The organism is Pseudomonas sp. RP-B7 (assembly GCF_059803535.1).
The window spans coordinates 1-17,753 of the sequence record NZ_JAPFHC010000020.1 but is presented as its reverse complement, the minus strand read 5'-3'; the positions used below and the strand labels follow the sequence as shown (position 1 = coordinate 17,753).

The window sequence follows — 17,753 nt, the reverse complement described above, 5'->3', positions numbered from 1 at the left end:
CCTAATAAAAAGGTATGCAGGAGCGCTCCATGATTCGGCTCACCGCTGAACACACCCCGGCTGGCACCAGTTACCTGGCGACCGGCCAAGGCCAGCCTGTGGTTTTGATCCACGGCGTGGGCCTGAATAAAGAGATGTGGGGCGGCCAGGTCGTTGGCCTGGCCGCCAACTACCGCGTGATCGCCTACGACATGCTTGGCCATGGCGCCAGCCCACGCCCGGCCAGCGGCACGCCGCTGCTGGGTTACGCCGACCAGTTGCTGGAGTTGCTCGACCACCTGCAACTGCCCCAGGCCACGGTCATCGGGTTTTCCATGGGCGGCCTGGTGGCGCGGGCGTTTGCCCTGCATTACCCGGAGCGCCTGCACGGCCTGGTGGTACTCAACAGCGTGTTCAACCGCAGCACTGAGCAGCGTGCCGGGGTGATTGCGCGCACCGCCCAGGCCGCCGAACACGGACCGGATGCCAATGCCGAAGCGGCGCTGTCGCGCTGGTTCAGCCGTGAATACCAGGCGGCCAACCCGGCGCAGATCGCGGCGTTGCGCCAGACCCTGGCGGGCAATGATCCCCAGGGCTACCTGACCACCTACGAATTGTTTGCTACCCAGGACATGTACCGCGCCGATGACCTGAAGGGCATCCGCGTGCCGACGCTGGTCGCCACCGGCGAGCTCGACCCCGGCTCAACCCCGGAAATGGCCCGCCAACTGGCCGACAGGATTCCCGGTGCCACGGTCGCCGTGCTCGCCGAACAACGGCATATGATGCCGGTAGAATCGCCGCGCCTGGTCAACCAGCTGCTGCTGGGTTTTCTTGAGACGGCCCACTCCCAGAACAATCAGATAAAGGGGATCGTTGCATGACGCTCGCACGCTTCCAGATGTGCATCGGCGGTGAATGGGTCGATGCGCTGTCCGGCAAGACCTTCGACAGCCTCAACCCGGCCCTGGCCGAACCCTGGGCACAACTGCCCGACGCCGATGAAGCCGACGTGGAGCGCGCCGTGCAGGCCGCCCAGGCCGCTTTCGACGGCGCCGCCTGGCGTGGCCTCACTGCCACTGCACGGGGCAAGTTGCTGCGTCGCCTGGGTGACTTGATCGCCGACAACAAGGAGCAACTGGCCCAGCTGGAGAGCCGCGACAACGGCAAGCTGATCCGCGAAACCCGCGGCCAGGTCAGCTACCTGCCGGAGTTCTTTCACTACACCGCCGGCCTGGCCGACAAGCTCGAAGGCGGCACCCTGCCGCTGGATAAGCCGGACCTGTTCGCCTACACCGTGCACGAAGCCATGGGCGTGGTCGCCGCGATCATTCCGTGGAACAGCCCGCTGTACCTCACCGCGATCAAACTCGCCCCGGCCTTGGCCGCGGGCAACACCATCGTGATCAAGCCGTCGGAACACGCCTCGGCGACCATCCTCGAACTGGCGCGCCTGGCGTTGGAAGCCGGGATTCCGCCTGGTGTGGTCAACGTGGTCACCGGCTACGGCCCGAGCACCGGCGCCGCCCTCACCCGCCACCCGCTGGTGCGCAAGATCGCCTTCACCGGCGGCGCAGCCACCGCCCGCCATGTGGTGCGCAGCAGTGCGGAAAACTTCGCCAAGCTGTCCCTGGAACTGGGCGGGAAATCGCCCAATATCATCTTTGCCGACGCCGACCTGGACAGCGCCATCAACGGCGCAATCGCTGGTATCTATGCGGCGTCCGGGCAGAGCTGTGTGTCGGGTTCGCGCCTGTTGGTACAGGATGAAATCTACGACGAATTCGTCGAACGCCTGGTGGCGCGTGCCCAGCGCATCCGCATCGGCAACCCCCAGGACGACGCCAGCGAGATGGGCCCGATGGCCACCGCGCAGCAACTGGCCGTGGTCGAAGGCCTGGTGGCCGACGCCATCGCCGAGGGCGCACGCCTGCGCACCGGCGGCAAGCGCCCGCAGAACCTGGGTGAAGGCTGGTTCTACGAGCCGACGCTGTTCGAATGCGACCGCAACTCGATGAAGATCATGCAAGAAGAGGTGTTCGGCCCGGTGGCCTCGGTGATCCGCTTCAAGGACGAAGCCGAAGCGCTGGCCATCGCCAACGACTCGCAGTTCGGCCTCGCCGCCGGCATCTGGACCCGCGACCTCGGCCGCGCCCACCGCCTGGCCCGGGACGTGCGCTCGGGCATCATCTGGGTCAACACCTACCGCGCCGTGTCGGCCATGGCGCCGATCGGCGGCTTCAAGAACAGTGGCTATGGACGCGAAAGCGGCATCGATTCGGTGCTGGCCTACACCGAGCTGAAAACGGTGTGGATCAACCTGTCCCAGGCGCCCATGCCTGATCCTTTCGTGATGCGTTAAGAGGCCACAACCATGATAGAACCCGGCATTTACAAAGACGTGATGAGCTCGTTCCCGTCCGGCGTCACGGTGGTCACCACCCTTGACCCGGACGGCGGCATCGTCGGCATCACCGCCAGCGCGTTCAGCGCGTTGTCCATCGACCCGGCGCTGGTGCTGTTCTGCCCCAACTATGCTTCAGACACCTACCCGGTGCTGCGCGACAGCAAGCGCTTTGCGATCCACCTGCTGTCCGCCGACCAGACCGCCGAAGCCTATGCCTTCGCCAGCAAAGGCAAGGAAAAAGCCAAGGGCATCGAGTGGCACTTGAGCGAGCTGGGCAACCCGCTGCTGGCCAAGGCCACGGCGATCATCGAGTGCGAGCTGTGGCGTGAATACGACGGCGGCGACCATGCGATCATCGTCGGCGCGGTGAAAAACCTGATCCTGCCCGCGCAGCCGGTCACGCCGATGATCTATCACAAGGGCAAGCTGGGGCCGTTGCCGGCCTTGGCCTGAGGCATGCGGGGGGCCGTGAGGGTTTGTCGCTTAAAAGACACCGCGTGATAAACTCGCCGTCACTTTCGGCCCACGTTCGGCCCCCAGTTAACCGTTACAGACAGAGCAACGCCCATGAAACGCCTGCCACTCGACGACAGCTTCAAGGTCAATCACAACCCGGTCACCCTGCGGGAAATCGTGCTGGAGAAACTGCGCAGCGCGATCATGAACTTCCAACTGCTGCCGGGCGACCGCCTGGTGGAGCGCGACCTGTGCGACCGCCTCGGCGTCAGCCGCACCTCGGTGCGTGAGGCGTTGCGTCACCTGGAGTCCGAAGGCCTGGTGGAATTCGCCGACGCCAAGGGCCCGCAAGTGGCCGTGATCACCCTGGCCGATGCCGTCGACATCTATGAACTGCGCTGCGTGCTCGAAGGTTTAATCGTGCAACTGTTCACCCTGCGCGCCAAGGCCAAGGACATCAAGGCCCTGGAAAAAGCCCTCGAAGAGAACCGCAAGGCCCTCAAGGATGGCGAGCTGCAACAGGTGATCGATTCGGTGCAGGGCTTCTACGACGTGCTGCTCGAAGGCTCCGGCAACCACGTCGCCGCCACCCAGCTGCGCCAGTTGCAGGCGCGCATCAGCTACCTGCGCGCTACCTCGGTGTCCCAGGAAAACCGTCGCGGCACCAGCAACCAGGAAATGGAACGCATGGTCCAGGCGATCAAGAGCGGCGACCCGCTCGCCGCCCACCAGGCCTGCGTCGATCACGTACGCGCCGCTGCGGCCGTGGCCCTGGACTACCTCAAGCGCAAACAGGAAGAGACCGGCAAGATCCCGGAAATCACCCTGCCCATCGCGCTCAAAGAACCCCGCATAGGTCACTGACCGTGCCCAGCCCGCGCTTTTGCCCGGATTGCGGCGCCAGTGACCTCGGTCACCAGCTGCCACCGGGCGACACTCATGAGCGCCTGATGTGCCGGGGCTGCGGCTATATCCACTATGTAAACCCGAAGATCATTGCCGGCTGCATCATCGAGCAGGACGGCAAGTACCTTTTGTGCCAACGGGCGATTCCACCGCGCCCGGGCACCTGGACGTTGCCGGCGGGTTTTATGGAAGGTGGCGAGACCACCGAACAGGCAGCGCTGCGCGAAGTCTGGGAAGAAAGCGGCGTGCGGGCGGAGATTGTCTCGCCCTACTCGATCTTCAGCGTGCCCAGGATCAGCGAGGTATACATCATCTTTCGCGCGATTGCGCTGGAGATTACCGGGGAGTTTGGGCCGGAGACGCTGGACTATAAGTTCTTCGCGCCCGAGGAGATTCCTTGGGACAGCATCTACTATCCGGCGATTCGGCAAATTCTTGAGCGGTATATCGAGGAGCGGCAGGCTGGGGTGTATGGGATCTACATTGGCAATGATGACAGCGGGAAGATTCACTTTATTCGCTGATTGCCTGGACGGATAACATTCAAAATGTGGAAGCTGGCTTGCCTGCGATGACGGTGTGTCGGTGTGTCGGTGTACATATCCGTTATTTAGGTAACGGCGGCTTATGGTTCCGCCCTTACGGCGGCTCACTTTTGAAAAGCGCATAAAGTAAGCAAAACGCTCTTGCCCCAACACTCGGCACCTCGCTTAGGCTCGGTGTGCCCGTAATCCGCCATGGATTTGCGGGGCCGCCTAAGATCAAGAGCCAGAGCAAACCACAGTTCCATCTGATACATGGAGATCCAAATGTGGGAGCGGGCTTTCTCGCGAATGCAGTGTATCAATCAACGGATTCATTGGCTGATTCACCGCATTCGCGAGCAAGCCCGCTCCCACAGTTTTGACCCAGTTCACCCCGCCCATGCCGGTCGGCTCCAAGGCCGCCGCGCTCTGGCTTTTGATCTCGGGTCGCCCCGTTAAACACGCTGGCCGAACGCAGGCTTGAATCCGTGGGCAACCCGGCAGGACGCCGGGTTAGCCGCCCCGCGCCATGGATGGCGCGTGGCGGCGGCCCACGGATTCAAGCCGGAGTGAGGGCACACCGAGCCTGGGCGAGGTACCGAGTGTTGGGGCGAAGGCCTTTTGGTTACTTTTGGGCCTTTCCAAAAGTGACCCGCTGTAAGGGTGGAACCATAAGCCGCCGTTACCTAAACAACGGATATGTACTCAGCCCCACTACGCCACCCCCTCCACAATCACAACCTGCGCCACCGCCACACCCTCGCGATGCCCCTTGGCCTCCTGATACTGCGCAGACTCATAACAAGCCAGCGCCCGCTCATAACTCTCAAACTCAATCACCACATGACGCGGTGCCCCAGGCCCACCCTCCAGCACAACACTACGCCCACCCCTGGCCAGAATCTTCCCTCCATACAGCGCAAACGCCGCCGGCGCACGGCGGGTGTACTGGCTGTATTGCTCGGCATCCGCCACATCCACATGCGCAATCCAGTAAGCCTTCATCGAGATATTCTCCTCTTCAGATTTTTTGGTATACCATAATACATACAACCAACAAATCGAGCATCCCACTATGAGCTTCAACAGCATCGCAGACATCATCGAAGACTACCGCCAAGGCAAAATGGTGCTGTTGGTAGACAACGAAGACCGTGAAAACGAAGGCGATCTGTTGCTGCCCGCCGCCTGCTGCACCGCTGAGACGATCAGCTTCATGGCCCGCGAAGCCCGTGGCCTGATCTGCCTGACGCTCACTGACGAACACTGCCGGCGCCTGGGCCTTGAGCAGATGGTGCCAAGCAACGGCAGCGTGTTCAGTACCGCATTCACGGTATCCATCGAAGCCGCCACCGGCGTGACCACCGGCATTTCAGCCTCCGACCGCGCACGCACGGTCGCCGCCGCCGTCGCTCCCAACGCCGGCCCTGCGGACATTGTGCAGCCCGGCCACATCTTCCCCCTGCGCGCCAAGGACGGCGGTGTACTCACCCGCGCCGGCCACACCGAGGCCGGTTGTGACCTGGCGCGCCTGGCCGGGCATATCCCGGCGTCGGTGATCGTCGAAGTGATGAACGACGACGGCACCATGGCCCGTCGCCCCGAGCTGGAAGTGTTCGCACGCAAGCACGGCATCAAGATCGGCACCATCGCCGACCTGATCCACTACCGCCTCAGCACCGAGTGCACCGTGGTGCGTATCGGCGAACGCGACCTGCCGACGGTGCACGGCACCTTCCGCCTGATCACGTTCGAGGACCGCATCGACGGCGGCGTGCACATGGCCATGGTGATGGGCCAGTTGCGCCGCGACACCCCTGCGCTGGTGCGCGTGCATGTGATCGACCCGTTGCGCGACCTGGTCGGCGCCGAGTACAGCGGCCCGTCAAACTGGACGCTGTGGGCCGCACTGCAACGCGTCGCCGCCGAAGGCAGCGGCGTGGTGGTGGTGCTGGCCAACCACGAATCCTCCCAGGCGCTGCTCGAACGCGTACCGCAACTGACCCAGACGCCGCGCCAATTCAGCCGCTCGCAATCGCGGATTTATTCGGAAGTCGGCACCGGTGCGCAGATTCTGCAAGACCTCGGCGTCGGTCAGTTGCGCCACCTCGGACCACCGCTCAAATACGCGGGCTTGACCGGTTATGACCTGGAAGTGGTGGAGAGTATCCCGTTCGTAGAATGACCCCGGCCAGATAGCCGGTATGGCAAAGTGCTTGCGCAAAAATTGGAATACCATAATATGATATTCCACAGGTTGGATGACCCCAAAAACGTCATCCACACCGACTGCTCCCGATAGGCGGGCACTCAAAAGCCCCGCTCATAAACACAACAATGAGGGCGTAAAAATGGTGTTGAACAAACGTATCAGCGCAGTCCTGATCGCGGGTTTGCTGGCAACCGCCAGCCACGCGGCCATGGCCGCCGAAAGCGTCAATTTCGTCAGCTGGGGCGGTAGCACCCAGGATGCGCAAAAGCAGGCCTGGGCTGACCCGTTCAGCAAGGCCAGCGGGATCACCGTGGTGCAGGACGGCCCCACCGACTACGGCAAACTCAAGGCCATGGTCGAGAGCGGCAACGTGCAGTGGGACGTGGTCGACGTGGAAGCAGACTTCGCCCTGCGCGCCGCCGCCGAAGGTCTGCTCGAACCCCTGGATTTCTCGGTGATCCAGCGCGACAAGATCGACCCGCGCTTCGTCTCCGACCACGGCGTCGGTTCGTTCTTCTTCTCCTTCGTGCTCGGCTACAACGAAGGCAAGCTCGGCGCCGGCAAACCGCAAGACTGGACCGCGCTGTTCGACACCAAGACCTACCCTGGCAAACGCGCCCTGTACAAATGGCCCAGCCCCGGCGTGCTCGAACTCGCCCTGCTGGCCGACGGCGTCGCGGCCGACAAGCTCTACCCGCTGGACCTGGACCGCGCCTTCAAGAAACTCGACAGCATCAAGAAAGACATCGTCTGGTGGGGCGGCGGCGCGCAATCGCAGCAGCTGTTGGCCTCCGGCGAAGTCAGCATGGGCCAATTCTGGAACGGTCGTATCCACGCCCTGCAAGAAGACGGCGCGCCGGTCGGCGTGAGCTGGAAGCAGAATCTGGTGATGGCCGACATCCTCGTCGTGCCCAAAGGCAGCAAGAACAAAGCGGCTGCGATGAAGTTCCTGGCCAACGCCAGCAGCGCCAAGGGCCAGGCCGACTTTTCCAACCTGACCGCCTATGCTCCCGTCAACGTTGACAGCGTGCAGCGCCTGGACTCAGTGCTCGCGCCAAACCTGCCGACCGCCTACGCCGCCGACCAGATCACCCTTGATTTCGCCTACTGGGCGAAGAACGGTCCGGCCATTGCAACACGGTGGAACGAATGGCTAGTCAAATGAAAATGACGGCAACCACACCGACCGGGAGCGCCCTCGGCGCCCCCGGTGCGGTTCCGGGCACAGCCCTGATGCAGCGCTGGAAAGGATCGAGCAACCTGATCCCCGCCCTGCTGTTCCTCGGCCTGTTCTTCCTCGCCCCCTTGATCGGCCTGCTGCTGCGCGGCGTACTGGAGCCGGAGCCGGGCCTGGGCAACTACCAACAACTGTTCGCCAACTCAGCCTACGCCCGCGTGCTGCTCAACACCTTCTCGGTGGCGGGCCTGGTGACCCTGTTCAGCCTGCTGTTGGGCTTCCCGCTGGCCTGGGCGATTACCCTGGTGCCTCGCGGTTGGGGCCGTTGGATGCTGAGCATCGTGCTGTTGTCGATGTGGACCAGCCTGCTCGCCCGCACATATTCCTGGCTTGTGTTGCTGCAAGCCTCGGGGGTGATCAACAAGGCGCTGATGGCGCTGGGCATCATCGACCAGCCGCTGGAAATGGTGCACAACCTCACCGGCGTGGTGATCGGCATGAGCTACATCATGATCCCGTTCATCGTGCTGCCGTTGCAGGCGACCATGCAGGCCATCGACCCGATGATCCTGCAGGCCGGCTCGATCTGCGGTGCGAGCCCCTGGACCAACTTCTTCCGGGTGTTCCTGCCGCTGTGCCGGCCGGGGTTGTTTTCCGGTGGCTTAATGGTGTTTGTGATGTCCCTCGGTTACTACGTCACCCCGGCGCTGCTCGGCGGTGCGCAGAACATGATGCTGCCCGAGTTCATCATCCAGCAGGTGCAATCGTTCCTCAATTGGGGCCTGGCCAGCGCCGGCGCCGCGTTGCTGATCTTTATCACGCTGGTGCTGTTCTACTTCTACCTGAAGCTCCAACCGGAATCCCCGGTCGGCGCCAGCAACGCGAGGTAAGCCGTCATGCTCCTGACCCCCAACGCCATGAGCCGCAGGATGCGCTTGGGCCTCTACACCACCACCGGCTTGATCGGCCTGTTTTTGCTGTTGCCGATCGTGTTTATCGTTCTGCTGTCGTTCGGTTCGTCCCAGTGGCTGGTGTTCCCGCCGCCGGGCTGGACGCTGAAATGGTACGGCCAGTTCTTCTCCAACGCCGACTGGATGAACGCCGCCGCGGCCAGCCTCAAGGTCGCGGTACTGACCACCGTGTTCGCCGTGGCCCTGGGTTTGCCGACTGCTTTTGCGTTGGTGCGCGGACTCTTCCCTGGCCGTGAGTTGCTCTACGGCCTGTTCACCCTGCCGATGATCGTGCCGCTGGTGATCATCGCCGTGGCGGTGTACGCGCTGTTTCTCAAGCTCGGCTACACCGGCACGATGTTCGCCTTTGTGGTCAGCCATGTGATCGTCGCGCTGCCGTTCACCATCATCTCGATCATCAACTCGCTGAAGCTGTTCGACCAGTCGATCGAAGACGCGGCGGTGATCTGCGGCGCGTCGCGCTTGCAGGCGGTGTTCAAGGTGACGTTCCCGGCGATCCGCCCCGGCATGGTCGCCGGTGCGCTGTTCGCCTTCCTCGTCTCGTGGGATGAAGTGGTGCTCAGCGTGATGATGGCCAGCCCGACCCTGCAAACCCTTCCCGTGAAAATGTGGACCACCCTGCGCCAGGACCTAACGCCTGTGATCGCCGTCGCCTCGACGCTGCTGATCGGCCTGTCGGTACTGGTCATGGTGATTGCCGCCGTCGCACGTCGACGTACCGAAACCCGCGCTTGAGCGCCAGGAGTAGAACATGAGTGCAGTGATCAAAGCCCCCGCGCAGCAGCCCGGCCACCCCCTGGTCAGCCTGCGCAACCTGAACAAGCACTACGGCGAATTTGCCGCCGTGGACAACATCTCGCTGGACATCCAGGACGGCGAATTCCTCACCTTCCTAGGCTCCAGCGGCTCAGGCAAAAGCACCACCCTGTCGATGCTCGCCGGGTTCGAAACGCCGAGCAGCGGCGAAATCCTGGTGGGTGGAAAATCCCTGGTCAACGTACCGCCGCACAAGCGCGACATCGGCATGGTGTTCCAGCGTTATTCGCTATTCCCGCACCTGTCGGTACGCGACAACATCGCCTTCCCGTTGGCGATCCGCAAACTCGCCAGCGCCGAGCGCGACAAACGCGTCGACGCCATGCTCAAGCTGGTACAGCTGGAACAGTTCGCCCACCGTCGCCCTTCGCAACTCTCCGGCGGCCAACAGCAACGCGTCGCCATCGCCCGCGCGCTGGTGTACGAACCACGCATCCTGCTGATGGACGAACCCCTCGGCGCCCTCGACAAAAAGCTGCGTGAAGACCTGCAGGACGAACTGCGCCAACTGCACCGGCGCCTGGGCATCACCATCGTCTACGTGACCCACGACCAGGAAGAAGCCATGCGCCTGTCCCAGCGTATCGCGATTTTCAGCCACGGCAAGATCGTCGGCTTGGGCAGCGGCTTTGACCTGTACCAGAACCCGCCGAATGCGTTTGTCGCGTCGTTCCTGGGCAACTCCAACTTCCTCAAGCTCAAGGCCCAGGGGAATGCGGCGGCATCGTTTGAGGGGCAGTCGTTATCGATCCGACTGACCACAGGGCTGCGTATCGAACAGGACGTGTTGCTGATGGTGCGCCCGGAAAAAGCCCTGGCATTGAGCGTCGAACAAGCGGCTGAACAGCCGCTGGCAGCGGGTTGGAATGAAGTGTCGGCAATCGTCGGTGAAGTGCTGTTCCTGGGTGAAAGCCAGACCTGCACGGTGAAAACCCTCGGTGGTACTTCGATGACGGTCAAGGCGTTGTCTGCTGCGGGGATGCCGCTCAAGGCGGGAGATCCGGTGCGGGTGCGTTGGGCGACGGCGGATGCGTGTGTGTATACCGAGTGGGCGGAGAGTGATTTGAATAAGGCGGCCGGGGCGCATTGAGTTATCCGCCATTCGGTTCAGGCCAGGCGTGCAGCAAACTCTTCGAGGTAGGCCCGGACCATCATGGAATAAGGCGCCTGGGGCTTGGCCAATGATTTCATTTGTCGCACCGTGCGGTCACGCAGTTGCTCCAGGCCTTGAGCAATCACTTTGTCCTCCGGCGCGTATTTTGAGCTCGGCGGACGGCGTTCCAACTTGTTGATGTAATCGGTAAGCTCGACCACCTGGACCTCCAGAAACATCAATTGGCGCAGCACTCGTGTTCTTTCCTGCACCAGCCCCAAGCGGTTCAGACCATAGATCAAGATCGACACCGAGCCCCTCAAGTCCAGATTGTACTTGAGGGTTCGGGACAGTTCGGCCTTGAAGTCTGCTAGGGTTTTTGGGTCCAGGCCCATATTCGGTGGGATAACCTCGACGCCCGGTTTTGCCAGCGTCAGTGCGATGGTATTCACGGATTCGAGGCAGTACCCAAGATGATCCTGGGGCTGGTCCTTGCAGGGGTTCAACAACAGTGGCAACTCCTTGGAGTAGTCGCCAGCAGAATCCGTAACCCTTGGCCCCAGCACCGGAAAATGGGTGCCTTTGCCTGTTGTGACCGAACGCTCATGAGTGAAGCGACCTGCATCCTCCAGCAACCCCACCTGCCCAACGGCGCCTTTGGGGAGGATTTGGGTTCTGCGCTGGTTACAGTAGATACAGCTGGGCAGGAGGTTGTCCCAGGTCACGCCCAGCCACCAGTAACCCTCATGCGTTGCATCACCGAACACGGCTTCCTTGGGGCGGTAGTGCTCAACCTCCATCGCGGAGGTCGCGTAGTAGAAGCTTTCGCAGTAGGCGCATTTACGGTGGAACATTTCGATGAGCCGGGCCTTGACGCTATCGTGCTTATAGAGCTTGAAAGGCGAAACCTGCGTAACCGACACATTGGAAGCACGTTTACCCGACGCCTTCGCCTTGGCTCTTTTCACCGCGGCCTTGGCCCGCAGCTGTGCCTTTTTCTTGATATAGGCCGCCACCTTCACCAACTCCTCGTCGGCTGGCGAACGCTGTCCAGGAACGACTGCCATTACCTGTGGCGTGACAAATTTTGATCGATCCACATAACGCATGGCTCAGAAACCCTCCAGCGCAGCGAGGATCTTGCGCTTGGCCTGATCATCAAACTCTTTCAACTTTTTCCGCGAGGCCGTGACGCGCTTTTGGAGAAACTCGGCAACCGCCTCTTGCACCAGCCGTTGCCCCTCGGTACCACCTACCGGGAGTACGTCGTTTATTTCCTCTTTGAACAACTTCACCACTTGCTGCTCATCAGGTTCCAGTGGTTTTTCGTTGTAGCTCGCACTCAGCAGGTCTGCCAATTGAGCCAACTTCTGGTTCATCAGCGGCTGGTCGGTGGAGGCAAGGCTAAAAAAGTCCGAGGTAAGCAATTGTTCGATGGTCAGTTGGGTGATGTCGGGCAGGTCGATTAATTGCTCGACATGAGCAAGGTGCGCGGCACTGCCCTCAATAACGGGTTTTGCAGTGCGATGTACCACCACAACCTCGCCATGATGCATACCGCGCACACACAGCGGATCGTGGCTGGTGGCAATGAACGTGACCTTGGGCAACGCCTTGCGCAGCGCACTCATGATCTGGATTTTCCAGCGTGGGTGAAGATGCGCTTCCACTTCATCGATCAATACAATGGCGCGGGCGTTCTCCAGGCTTTGGTAGTGCGGATTGGTACTGCGGTCCATCAGCCTGCGCATGATGTCGCAGGCCATCGCCAATACCGAGCGGTAGCCCGACGAGGTGTGGCTCAGAGGCGTGATGGTTTCAACCCCGCCTGGGTGTGTGACGATCAGGCAGCGCTGGTTATCGGCAGACTTCACGATGACATCGAAGTCCCCATCAACCGCCATGATGAAGCGCAACGCACGCGCAACGTCGGCCAGGTCTCGCGCCTCCAGGCCAAGCAGCCAGGGTTCGGGGTTGGGCAGCAAGCGTGCCGAGTCGAACAGATTGAAGATCCCAGGCCCGGCCTTATAGGCCGAGCTGTTTTTCTGATATTGACGAAACGCGCCGTAGGCAAACACCGGAGGAGTTACCCGCGGGCTTTGTGGTTCCCAGATCGAACCTTTGATTTCGAGCACGACATCTGGCTTCTCATCGAACCTCAGGCAAATCTGCGCAGAGGGCATGGGAGGATGGTCGATCTGGCCCAGGTACGTTGGGTTGAGTACCAAGTCAGCGACATCCAGCTTCAATGAAGTACGAGTGCTCTCGTCAGTCAATGCCAACGCCGTAGCCTCCAGGATCGAGCTTTTGCCGGTAGCGTTTTCCCCCAGAATCAGCATGGCGGGTTGCACCGGCTCTTGGCTCAAGAGCGACTCCGCCGACTGCTGCGCCAATGTCAGTTGGAGCTGATCAATAGCCTTGAAACAGGTCAGTTCGATGGACAGGAGTGTGGGGTAGACCGGAGGGGGAGCAATCGGTGTGGGAGCTTTTTCCTTGGGCGGGTTTTTCGCGGTTGTGGGCAATGATTCAGAGGGTTTGGCGTAGCGTCCAAAATTCTCTTTCTCGATCCACTCGACCAACCGCGACATATGACGATTAAACTCCGGCTCATTTCGAAGCCGTCTATAGGAGTTCGAGATTTGTGAACGAGAAATCAATGTGGGCCGGCCCCTGATTGCCCTGGACAAGAACGAAACAATCAAGCGGCATTGCAAATGCCACAACCCGCCAAACTCCATATTGCTGAAGTCAAAGAGATCATTTGCGCGAAACTTGACGGGCCCCGGAGCAAAAAGCCGAGCCCGATACCCACTCAGGGCCTCCTCTCGCTCTAGGGTCAGTTCGCGCCGATCCAACTTGAAGTGTTTGATGGTTAGTGCTGCACGCGGGCTAAGAGCTTCAATCTCGCCACTGACCGAGATGAAAAAGTGCTTGTGAAAAGCCCTGTCGTCACAGGGATCGAGCAAATCATGTTTCTCACCCAGTGGGTACGACCGCCACATGCCCAGGTCCTCATCAACATAGACTTGCAAACGCTCGATGGATGGCAAGGGCATGCGTTCACCTGCTACCGGAAAATACTCAGGCTGGTTCGGAATGCATTCCCGGCAAATCGGATAGATGTTCTCCCAGGCATTGGCCAGCCAGGTGTAATACAGATGGCTGTCACTGCCCTCCGGCGTGGCAGATGCCTGCGGTCGAAAACGATAAGCCAGCGTCCCACGCTCGGTTTCGCAAAACGCGCACTTGCCGCGGAACAACGTCGTCAGACCATCGAGTACGGAGACGTCGTTAACGTCCAGCGAGTGTCCAGAAAGTCGAGTCTGTGAGCGCTCCAAAGGGTCCGTTTTGAAAAAGTTGAGTAACCTGGCCCGCGCCTTACTCGCTGCCGGCATGCGAAAAAATTTCGGTGGTGCTACAGAACCACGGTCGAAAAACTGCATCAATCTCGTCCCTAAGACCCAAAAAAGACGAGATTAATAGCAACAAGCCACTAAGCGAAAGCACCGCCCAGCATTTACTTCACATACTTCAACTTCCCCACCGGCTCACGCACCACCCTCCCCCGCGTCGCCAGGCAGTAATACAACGGACACGTCACCACCAACCCCACCAGCCACGACAAATCCGCGCCTTCCACCCAGTTGGCCCACGGCCCCACATACAACGACGTATTGGCAAACGGCAGTTGCACCACAATCCCGATGAAATACGCGACGATTGCATGCAGATTAAAGCGTCCATAAACGCCGCCATCCGCCTGGAAGATCGAGGTTATGTCATACACCCCACGCTTGATCACGTAGAAGTCGATCAGGTTGATCGACGCCCACGGCACCAGCACCAGCAGCAATGCGAGGATCAGGCCGATGAACTGCGCGATGAAATCCGCCGAAGCACCCAGCGCGACTACGCAGCAACCGGCGAGGATCACGCCGGAAAGCACCACGCGCACTCTGATGCTCGGGGTCCAGTGGCTGGCGAAGGTCTGGATCGAGGTGATGATCGACAGCACCGCGCCGTACAGATTCAGGGCGTTGTGGCTGATGATGTTGAGCAGGAACAGCACCATCAGGATCGGCCCGAGCCAGCCGGTGGCTTGCTTGACGGCGACCATGGCTTCGGTGCCTTCCGGCGTTGCCAGCGCAGCCACCAGGCCGAAGGCGAACGACAGGATGGTGCCAAGGGTGGCGCCCAGATAGGTGGCGATAAAGGGGCGGCTGATGCCGATGTCGGCGGGCAGGTAACGCGAGTAGTCGCTGGTGTAGGGCGAAAAGCTGATCTGCCAGATCACGCCGAGGGACACGGTGGCCAGCCAGCCAGCCAAGTTGAAACCGCCGCGGGTGAGGAAGTCGGCCGGCAGGTCATGGGCGAAGATGTAGAGGAAGCCGGCAAGCAGCGCGCTGCCCATCACCCATGTGCCGATGCGGTTGAGGGTATGGATGAAGCGGTAGCCGATCACGCCGATGGCGGTAGCGCTGAGGGCGCCGATCAGGATGCTGGCGGGCACCGGCACCGAGGGCGCAATGCCGACGATGGATTTGCCGGCCAGGACGATGTTGGAGATGAAAAAGCCGATGTAGATCAGCGCGGCGAAAAACACGATCAGCAGTGCACCGTAACGGCCGAACTGGCCGCGGCTTTGCACCATCTGCGGGATGCCCATGCGCGGGCCCTGGGCCGAAGCCAGGGCAATCACGATGCCGCCGAGCAGGTGGCCGAGGGCAATCGCCAGCAGGCCCCATACGAGGTTGAGGTGGAACACCTGGGCGACCATCGCGCCGGTGACGATGGGCAATGGCGCGATGTTGGTGCTGAACCATAAGGTGAACAGGTCGCGGGCCTTTCCATGGCGCTCTGCGAGGGGGACGTAATCGACCGTGTGATTCTCGATCAGGGGGTCTTGCCGTGACATCTGGGGCATGGAAATGAACTCGCGTTGGTCTGATCTTATAGTTGTTTGACGCCAAACCGGGGGCGCTCTCTGGCAGCCCCTCAGACGAACACCATATTATGGTATTCCAACATTTTCACAAGACTGATCCGTAGTCCTGACGTCCATCTGATCCGCAAGTGTGCCATACGGCCCCTTGCTTTTTCGCACCTTTAGCCCCGTATTTATTGGTTATAAGACCAAAGGTGCGCGTTTATCGGCGGGTTGAAAAAGCCCTTGCATCGACCGTATTACGGTATACCATCAGACCTACAAACCTATAAAAACCCGCATTACCGCCAGAGGACCGCCCCATGATCGATGCCGCCATCTACAAACAAGTGATGGGTTCGTTTCCGTCCGGAGTCACCGTGATCACCACCCTGGATGACGACGGGCAAATCGTCGGCCTGACCGCCAGCGCCTTCAGCTCGTTGTCGATGGACCCGGCGCTGGTGCTGTTCTGCCCCAACTACAGTTCGGATTCGTACCCGGTGTTGATCAAGAACAAGCGTTTTGCGATACACGTGCTGTCCGGTGGGCAGCAGAACGAGGCCTATGCGTTTGCGCGCAAGGGCAAGGACAAGGCACAGGGCATCGAGTGGACGTTGAGCGCGCTGGGCAACCCGATCCTGGCGAATGCCACGGCGGTGATCGAATGCGAGTTGTGGCGTGAATATGAAGGCGGTGATCACGCGATCATGGTCGGGGCGGTGAAGAACCTGATCGTGCCGGCTCAGAACGCCGGGCCGCTGGTGTATTGCAGTGGCAAGATGGGGGCGCTGCCGGCAGTGGCCTGATGTCCAAAGCACCACAAGACAACCTGTGGGAGCTGTCGAGCTATAGCGAGGCTGCGAAGGCGGTGGGCCTGCCTACAGGGATGTCGCCTGTGCCGCCGTCTTCGCAGGCAAGCCAGCGCCCACAGTTGACCGTGTTCCCACACGACGGGTGAGGTCAGTGTGAAACCCTTGAAGAGAAATGATTTGCGGTTTATTTGTATTATGGTATACCAGAAATTAATCCGCTGACTCACCCTCGGCGAGAGCACTCAAGGGCCTGCAGTCGACAGGCCGATCACAATAGATCCGAGGTAAGCGTCATGAAGTTTTCCCTGTTCGTACACATGGAGCGTTGGGATGAAAGCATCAGCCATCGCCAGTTGTTCGAAGACTTGACCGAACTGACCCTGATGGCCGAAGCCGGTGGTTTCAGCACCGTGTGGATTGGCGAACACCACGCCATGGAATACACCATCTCGCCAAGCCCGATGCCGCTGCTGGCTTACCTCGCGGCCAAGACCACTACTATTCACCTCGGCGCGGGCACGATCATCGCGCCGTTCTGGCACCCACTGCGGGTGGCCGGCGAATGCGCGTTGCTCGATGTGATCAGCAACGGCCGCATGGAAGTCGGCCTGGCGCGTGGCGCCTATCAGGTCGAGTTCGACCGCATGGCCGGCGGCATGCCCGCCTCATCCGGCGGCCAGGCGCTGCGCGAGATGGTGCCGGTGGTGCGCGCCCTGTGGCAGGGTGATTACGCCCACGACGGCGACATCTGGAAATTCCCCACTTCCACCAGCGTGCCCAAGCCTATCCAGCAACCCAACCCGCCAATGTGGATCGCCGCCCGTGATCCGGACTCGCACAACTTCGCGGTGGCCAACGGCTGCAACGTGATGGTCACGCCGCTGATGAAGGGCGACGAAGAAGTCCTCGACCTGAAAAACAAATTCCAGGCCGCCCTCGACAACAACCCGGACGTGCCGCGCCCGCAATTGATGGTGCTGCGCCACACCCACGTGCACAGCATCGACGATCCCGAAGGCTGGAAAGTCGGGGCCAAGGCGATCTCCAAGTTCTATCGCACCTTTGATGCCTGGTTCGGCAACAAGACGGTGCCGGTCAATGGGTTCCTGGAGCCCAGCCCGGAAGAGAAATTCGCCGCCCGCCCCGAGTTCGAGCTGGAAAGCCTGCACAAGACCGCGATGATCGGCACACCAGAAGAAATCATCCCGCGCATCAGGTACTACCAGGAACTGGGGGTGGATGAGTTCAGTTTCTGGTGCGACAACAGCTTGCCCCATGCCGAGAAGAAAAAGTCGCTGGAGCTGTTTATCAAGCATGTGGTGCCGGCGTTTCGTTGAGCGGTACTGCGTGAAACCTGGCCAGTGTGGGAGCTGGCTTGCCTGCGAAAGCGGTGGTCCAGCCAACACGTCTACCAACAGTGCCGCCGCCTTCGCAGCCTCGCTAAAGCTCGACAGCTCCCACAGAGGATTGGTG

16 protein-coding genes are annotated in these 17,753 nt (G+C 60.9%); 12 read left to right on the top strand and 4 right to left on the bottom strand.

The features are described from left to right. The first annotated feature begins 29 nt into the window (after positions 1 to 29). The 5 genes from OPU96_RS18365 to OPU96_RS18345 all read left to right on the top strand — a co-directional run bounded on the left by OPU96_RS18365 (position 30) and on the right by OPU96_RS18345 (position 4,272). Complete coding sequence (locus OPU96_RS18365; RefSeq protein WP_498559469.1) at positions 30 to 863, top strand: alpha/beta fold hydrolase; 834 nt, start codon at positions 30 to 32, stop codon at positions 861 to 863. Then, the gene (locus OPU96_RS18360; RefSeq protein ID WP_498559468.1) at positions 860 to 2,341 is read left to right on the top strand and encodes an aldehyde dehydrogenase; all 1,482 of its coding nucleotides are present in this window, start codon (positions 860 to 862) and stop codon (positions 2,339 to 2,341) included. Before OPU96_RS18365 ends, OPU96_RS18360 begins: the two co-directional genes overlap by 4 nt. 12 nt (positions 2,342 to 2,353) lie before the next feature. Beyond that, on the top strand, positions 2,354 to 2,839 hold the full coding sequence (locus tag OPU96_RS18355; protein WP_498559467.1) for a flavin reductase family protein: 486 nt from the start codon (positions 2,354 to 2,356) through the stop codon (positions 2,837 to 2,839). A gap of 114 nt (positions 2,840 to 2,953) precedes the next feature. Continuing rightward, on the top strand, positions 2,954 to 3,706 hold the full coding sequence (locus OPU96_RS18350; RefSeq protein WP_498559466.1) for a GntR family transcriptional regulator: 753 nt from the start codon (positions 2,954 to 2,956) through the stop codon (positions 3,704 to 3,706). 2 nt (positions 3,707 to 3,708) lie between these two features. Continuing rightward, complete coding sequence (locus tag OPU96_RS18345; RefSeq protein ID WP_498559465.1) at positions 3,709 to 4,272, top strand: NUDIX hydrolase; 564 nt, start codon at positions 3,709 to 3,711, stop codon at positions 4,270 to 4,272. A gap of 714 nt (positions 4,273 to 4,986) precedes the next feature. On the opposite strand, the gene OPU96_RS18340 is transcribed toward OPU96_RS18345, so the two are convergent. Continuing rightward, a complete protein-coding gene (locus tag OPU96_RS18340) occupies positions 4,987 to 5,277 on the bottom strand; it encodes a DUF1330 domain-containing protein (RefSeq protein WP_498559505.1) in 291 nt (96 codons plus the stop codon). Between the two features lie 70 nt (positions 5,278 to 5,347). Here OPU96_RS18340 and ribBA point away from each other — a divergent pair, with 70 nt between their 5' ends. From ribBA to OPU96_RS18315, 5 genes are all read left to right on the top strand, one after another. After that, on the top strand, positions 5,348 to 6,457 hold the full coding sequence (gene ribBA / locus OPU96_RS18335; RefSeq protein WP_498559464.1) for a bifunctional 3,4-dihydroxy-2-butanone-4-phosphate synthase/GTP cyclohydrolase II: 1,110 nt from the start codon (positions 5,348 to 5,350) through the stop codon (positions 6,455 to 6,457). 166 nt (positions 6,458 to 6,623) lie between these two features. Next, complete coding sequence (locus OPU96_RS18330) at positions 6,624 to 7,649, top strand: ABC transporter substrate-binding protein (protein ID WP_498559463.1); 1,026 nt, start codon at positions 6,624 to 6,626, stop codon at positions 7,647 to 7,649. After that, positions 7,646 to 8,551: an ABC transporter permease gene (locus tag OPU96_RS18325; protein ID WP_498559462.1), complete on the top strand. Its 906-nt coding sequence runs from the start codon at positions 7,646 to 7,648 to the stop codon at positions 8,549 to 8,551. The genes OPU96_RS18330 and OPU96_RS18325 overlap by 4 nt, the downstream gene beginning before the upstream one ends. A gap of 6 nt (positions 8,552 to 8,557) precedes the next feature. After that, positions 8,558 to 9,367 (top strand): ABC transporter permease, encoded by an 810-nt coding sequence (locus OPU96_RS18320; RefSeq protein WP_498559461.1) that lies wholly within the window; start codon positions 8,558 to 8,560, stop codon positions 9,365 to 9,367. Between the two features lie 16 nt (positions 9,368 to 9,383). Continuing rightward, positions 9,384 to 10,538, top strand: a complete 1,155-nt coding sequence (locus OPU96_RS18315) for an ABC transporter ATP-binding protein (protein WP_498559460.1) — start codon at positions 9,384 to 9,386, stop codon at positions 10,536 to 10,538. 17 nt (positions 10,539 to 10,555) lie between these two features. Here the strand turns inward: OPU96_RS18315 and OPU96_RS18310 are convergent, their stop codons facing one another. From OPU96_RS18310 to OPU96_RS18300, 3 genes are all read right to left on the bottom strand, one after another. Then, positions 10,556 to 11,650, bottom strand: coding sequence for an HNH endonuclease (locus OPU96_RS18310; RefSeq protein WP_498559459.1), 1,095 nt, complete (start codon positions 11,648 to 11,650; stop codon positions 10,556 to 10,558). A 3-nt stretch (positions 11,651 to 11,653) separates the two neighbouring features. After that, positions 11,654 to 13,984 carry an AAA family ATPase gene (locus tag OPU96_RS18305; RefSeq protein WP_498559458.1) on the bottom strand — a complete coding sequence of 777 codons (2,331 nt, stop codon included), beginning with the start codon at positions 13,982 to 13,984 and terminating at the stop codon, positions 11,654 to 11,656. 74 nt (positions 13,985 to 14,058) lie between these two features. Continuing rightward, the gene (locus OPU96_RS18300; RefSeq protein ID WP_498559457.1) at positions 14,059 to 15,465 is read right to left on the bottom strand and encodes a purine-cytosine permease family protein; all 1,407 of its coding nucleotides are present in this window, start codon (positions 15,463 to 15,465) and stop codon (positions 14,059 to 14,061) included. Between the two features lie 323 nt (positions 15,466 to 15,788). Here OPU96_RS18300 and OPU96_RS18295 point away from each other — a divergent pair, with 323 nt between their 5' ends. Both OPU96_RS18295 and OPU96_RS18290 read left to right on the top strand, forming a co-directional pair. Continuing rightward, the gene (locus OPU96_RS18295; protein ID WP_498559456.1) at positions 15,789 to 16,274 is read left to right on the top strand and encodes a flavin reductase family protein; all 486 of its coding nucleotides are present in this window, start codon (positions 15,789 to 15,791) and stop codon (positions 16,272 to 16,274) included. 299 nt (positions 16,275 to 16,573) lie between these two features. Then, a complete protein-coding gene (locus tag OPU96_RS18290) occupies positions 16,574 to 17,617 on the top strand; it encodes an LLM class flavin-dependent oxidoreductase (RefSeq protein WP_498559455.1) in 1,044 nt (347 codons plus the stop codon). The last annotated feature ends 136 nt before the right edge of the window (positions 17,618 to 17,753 follow it).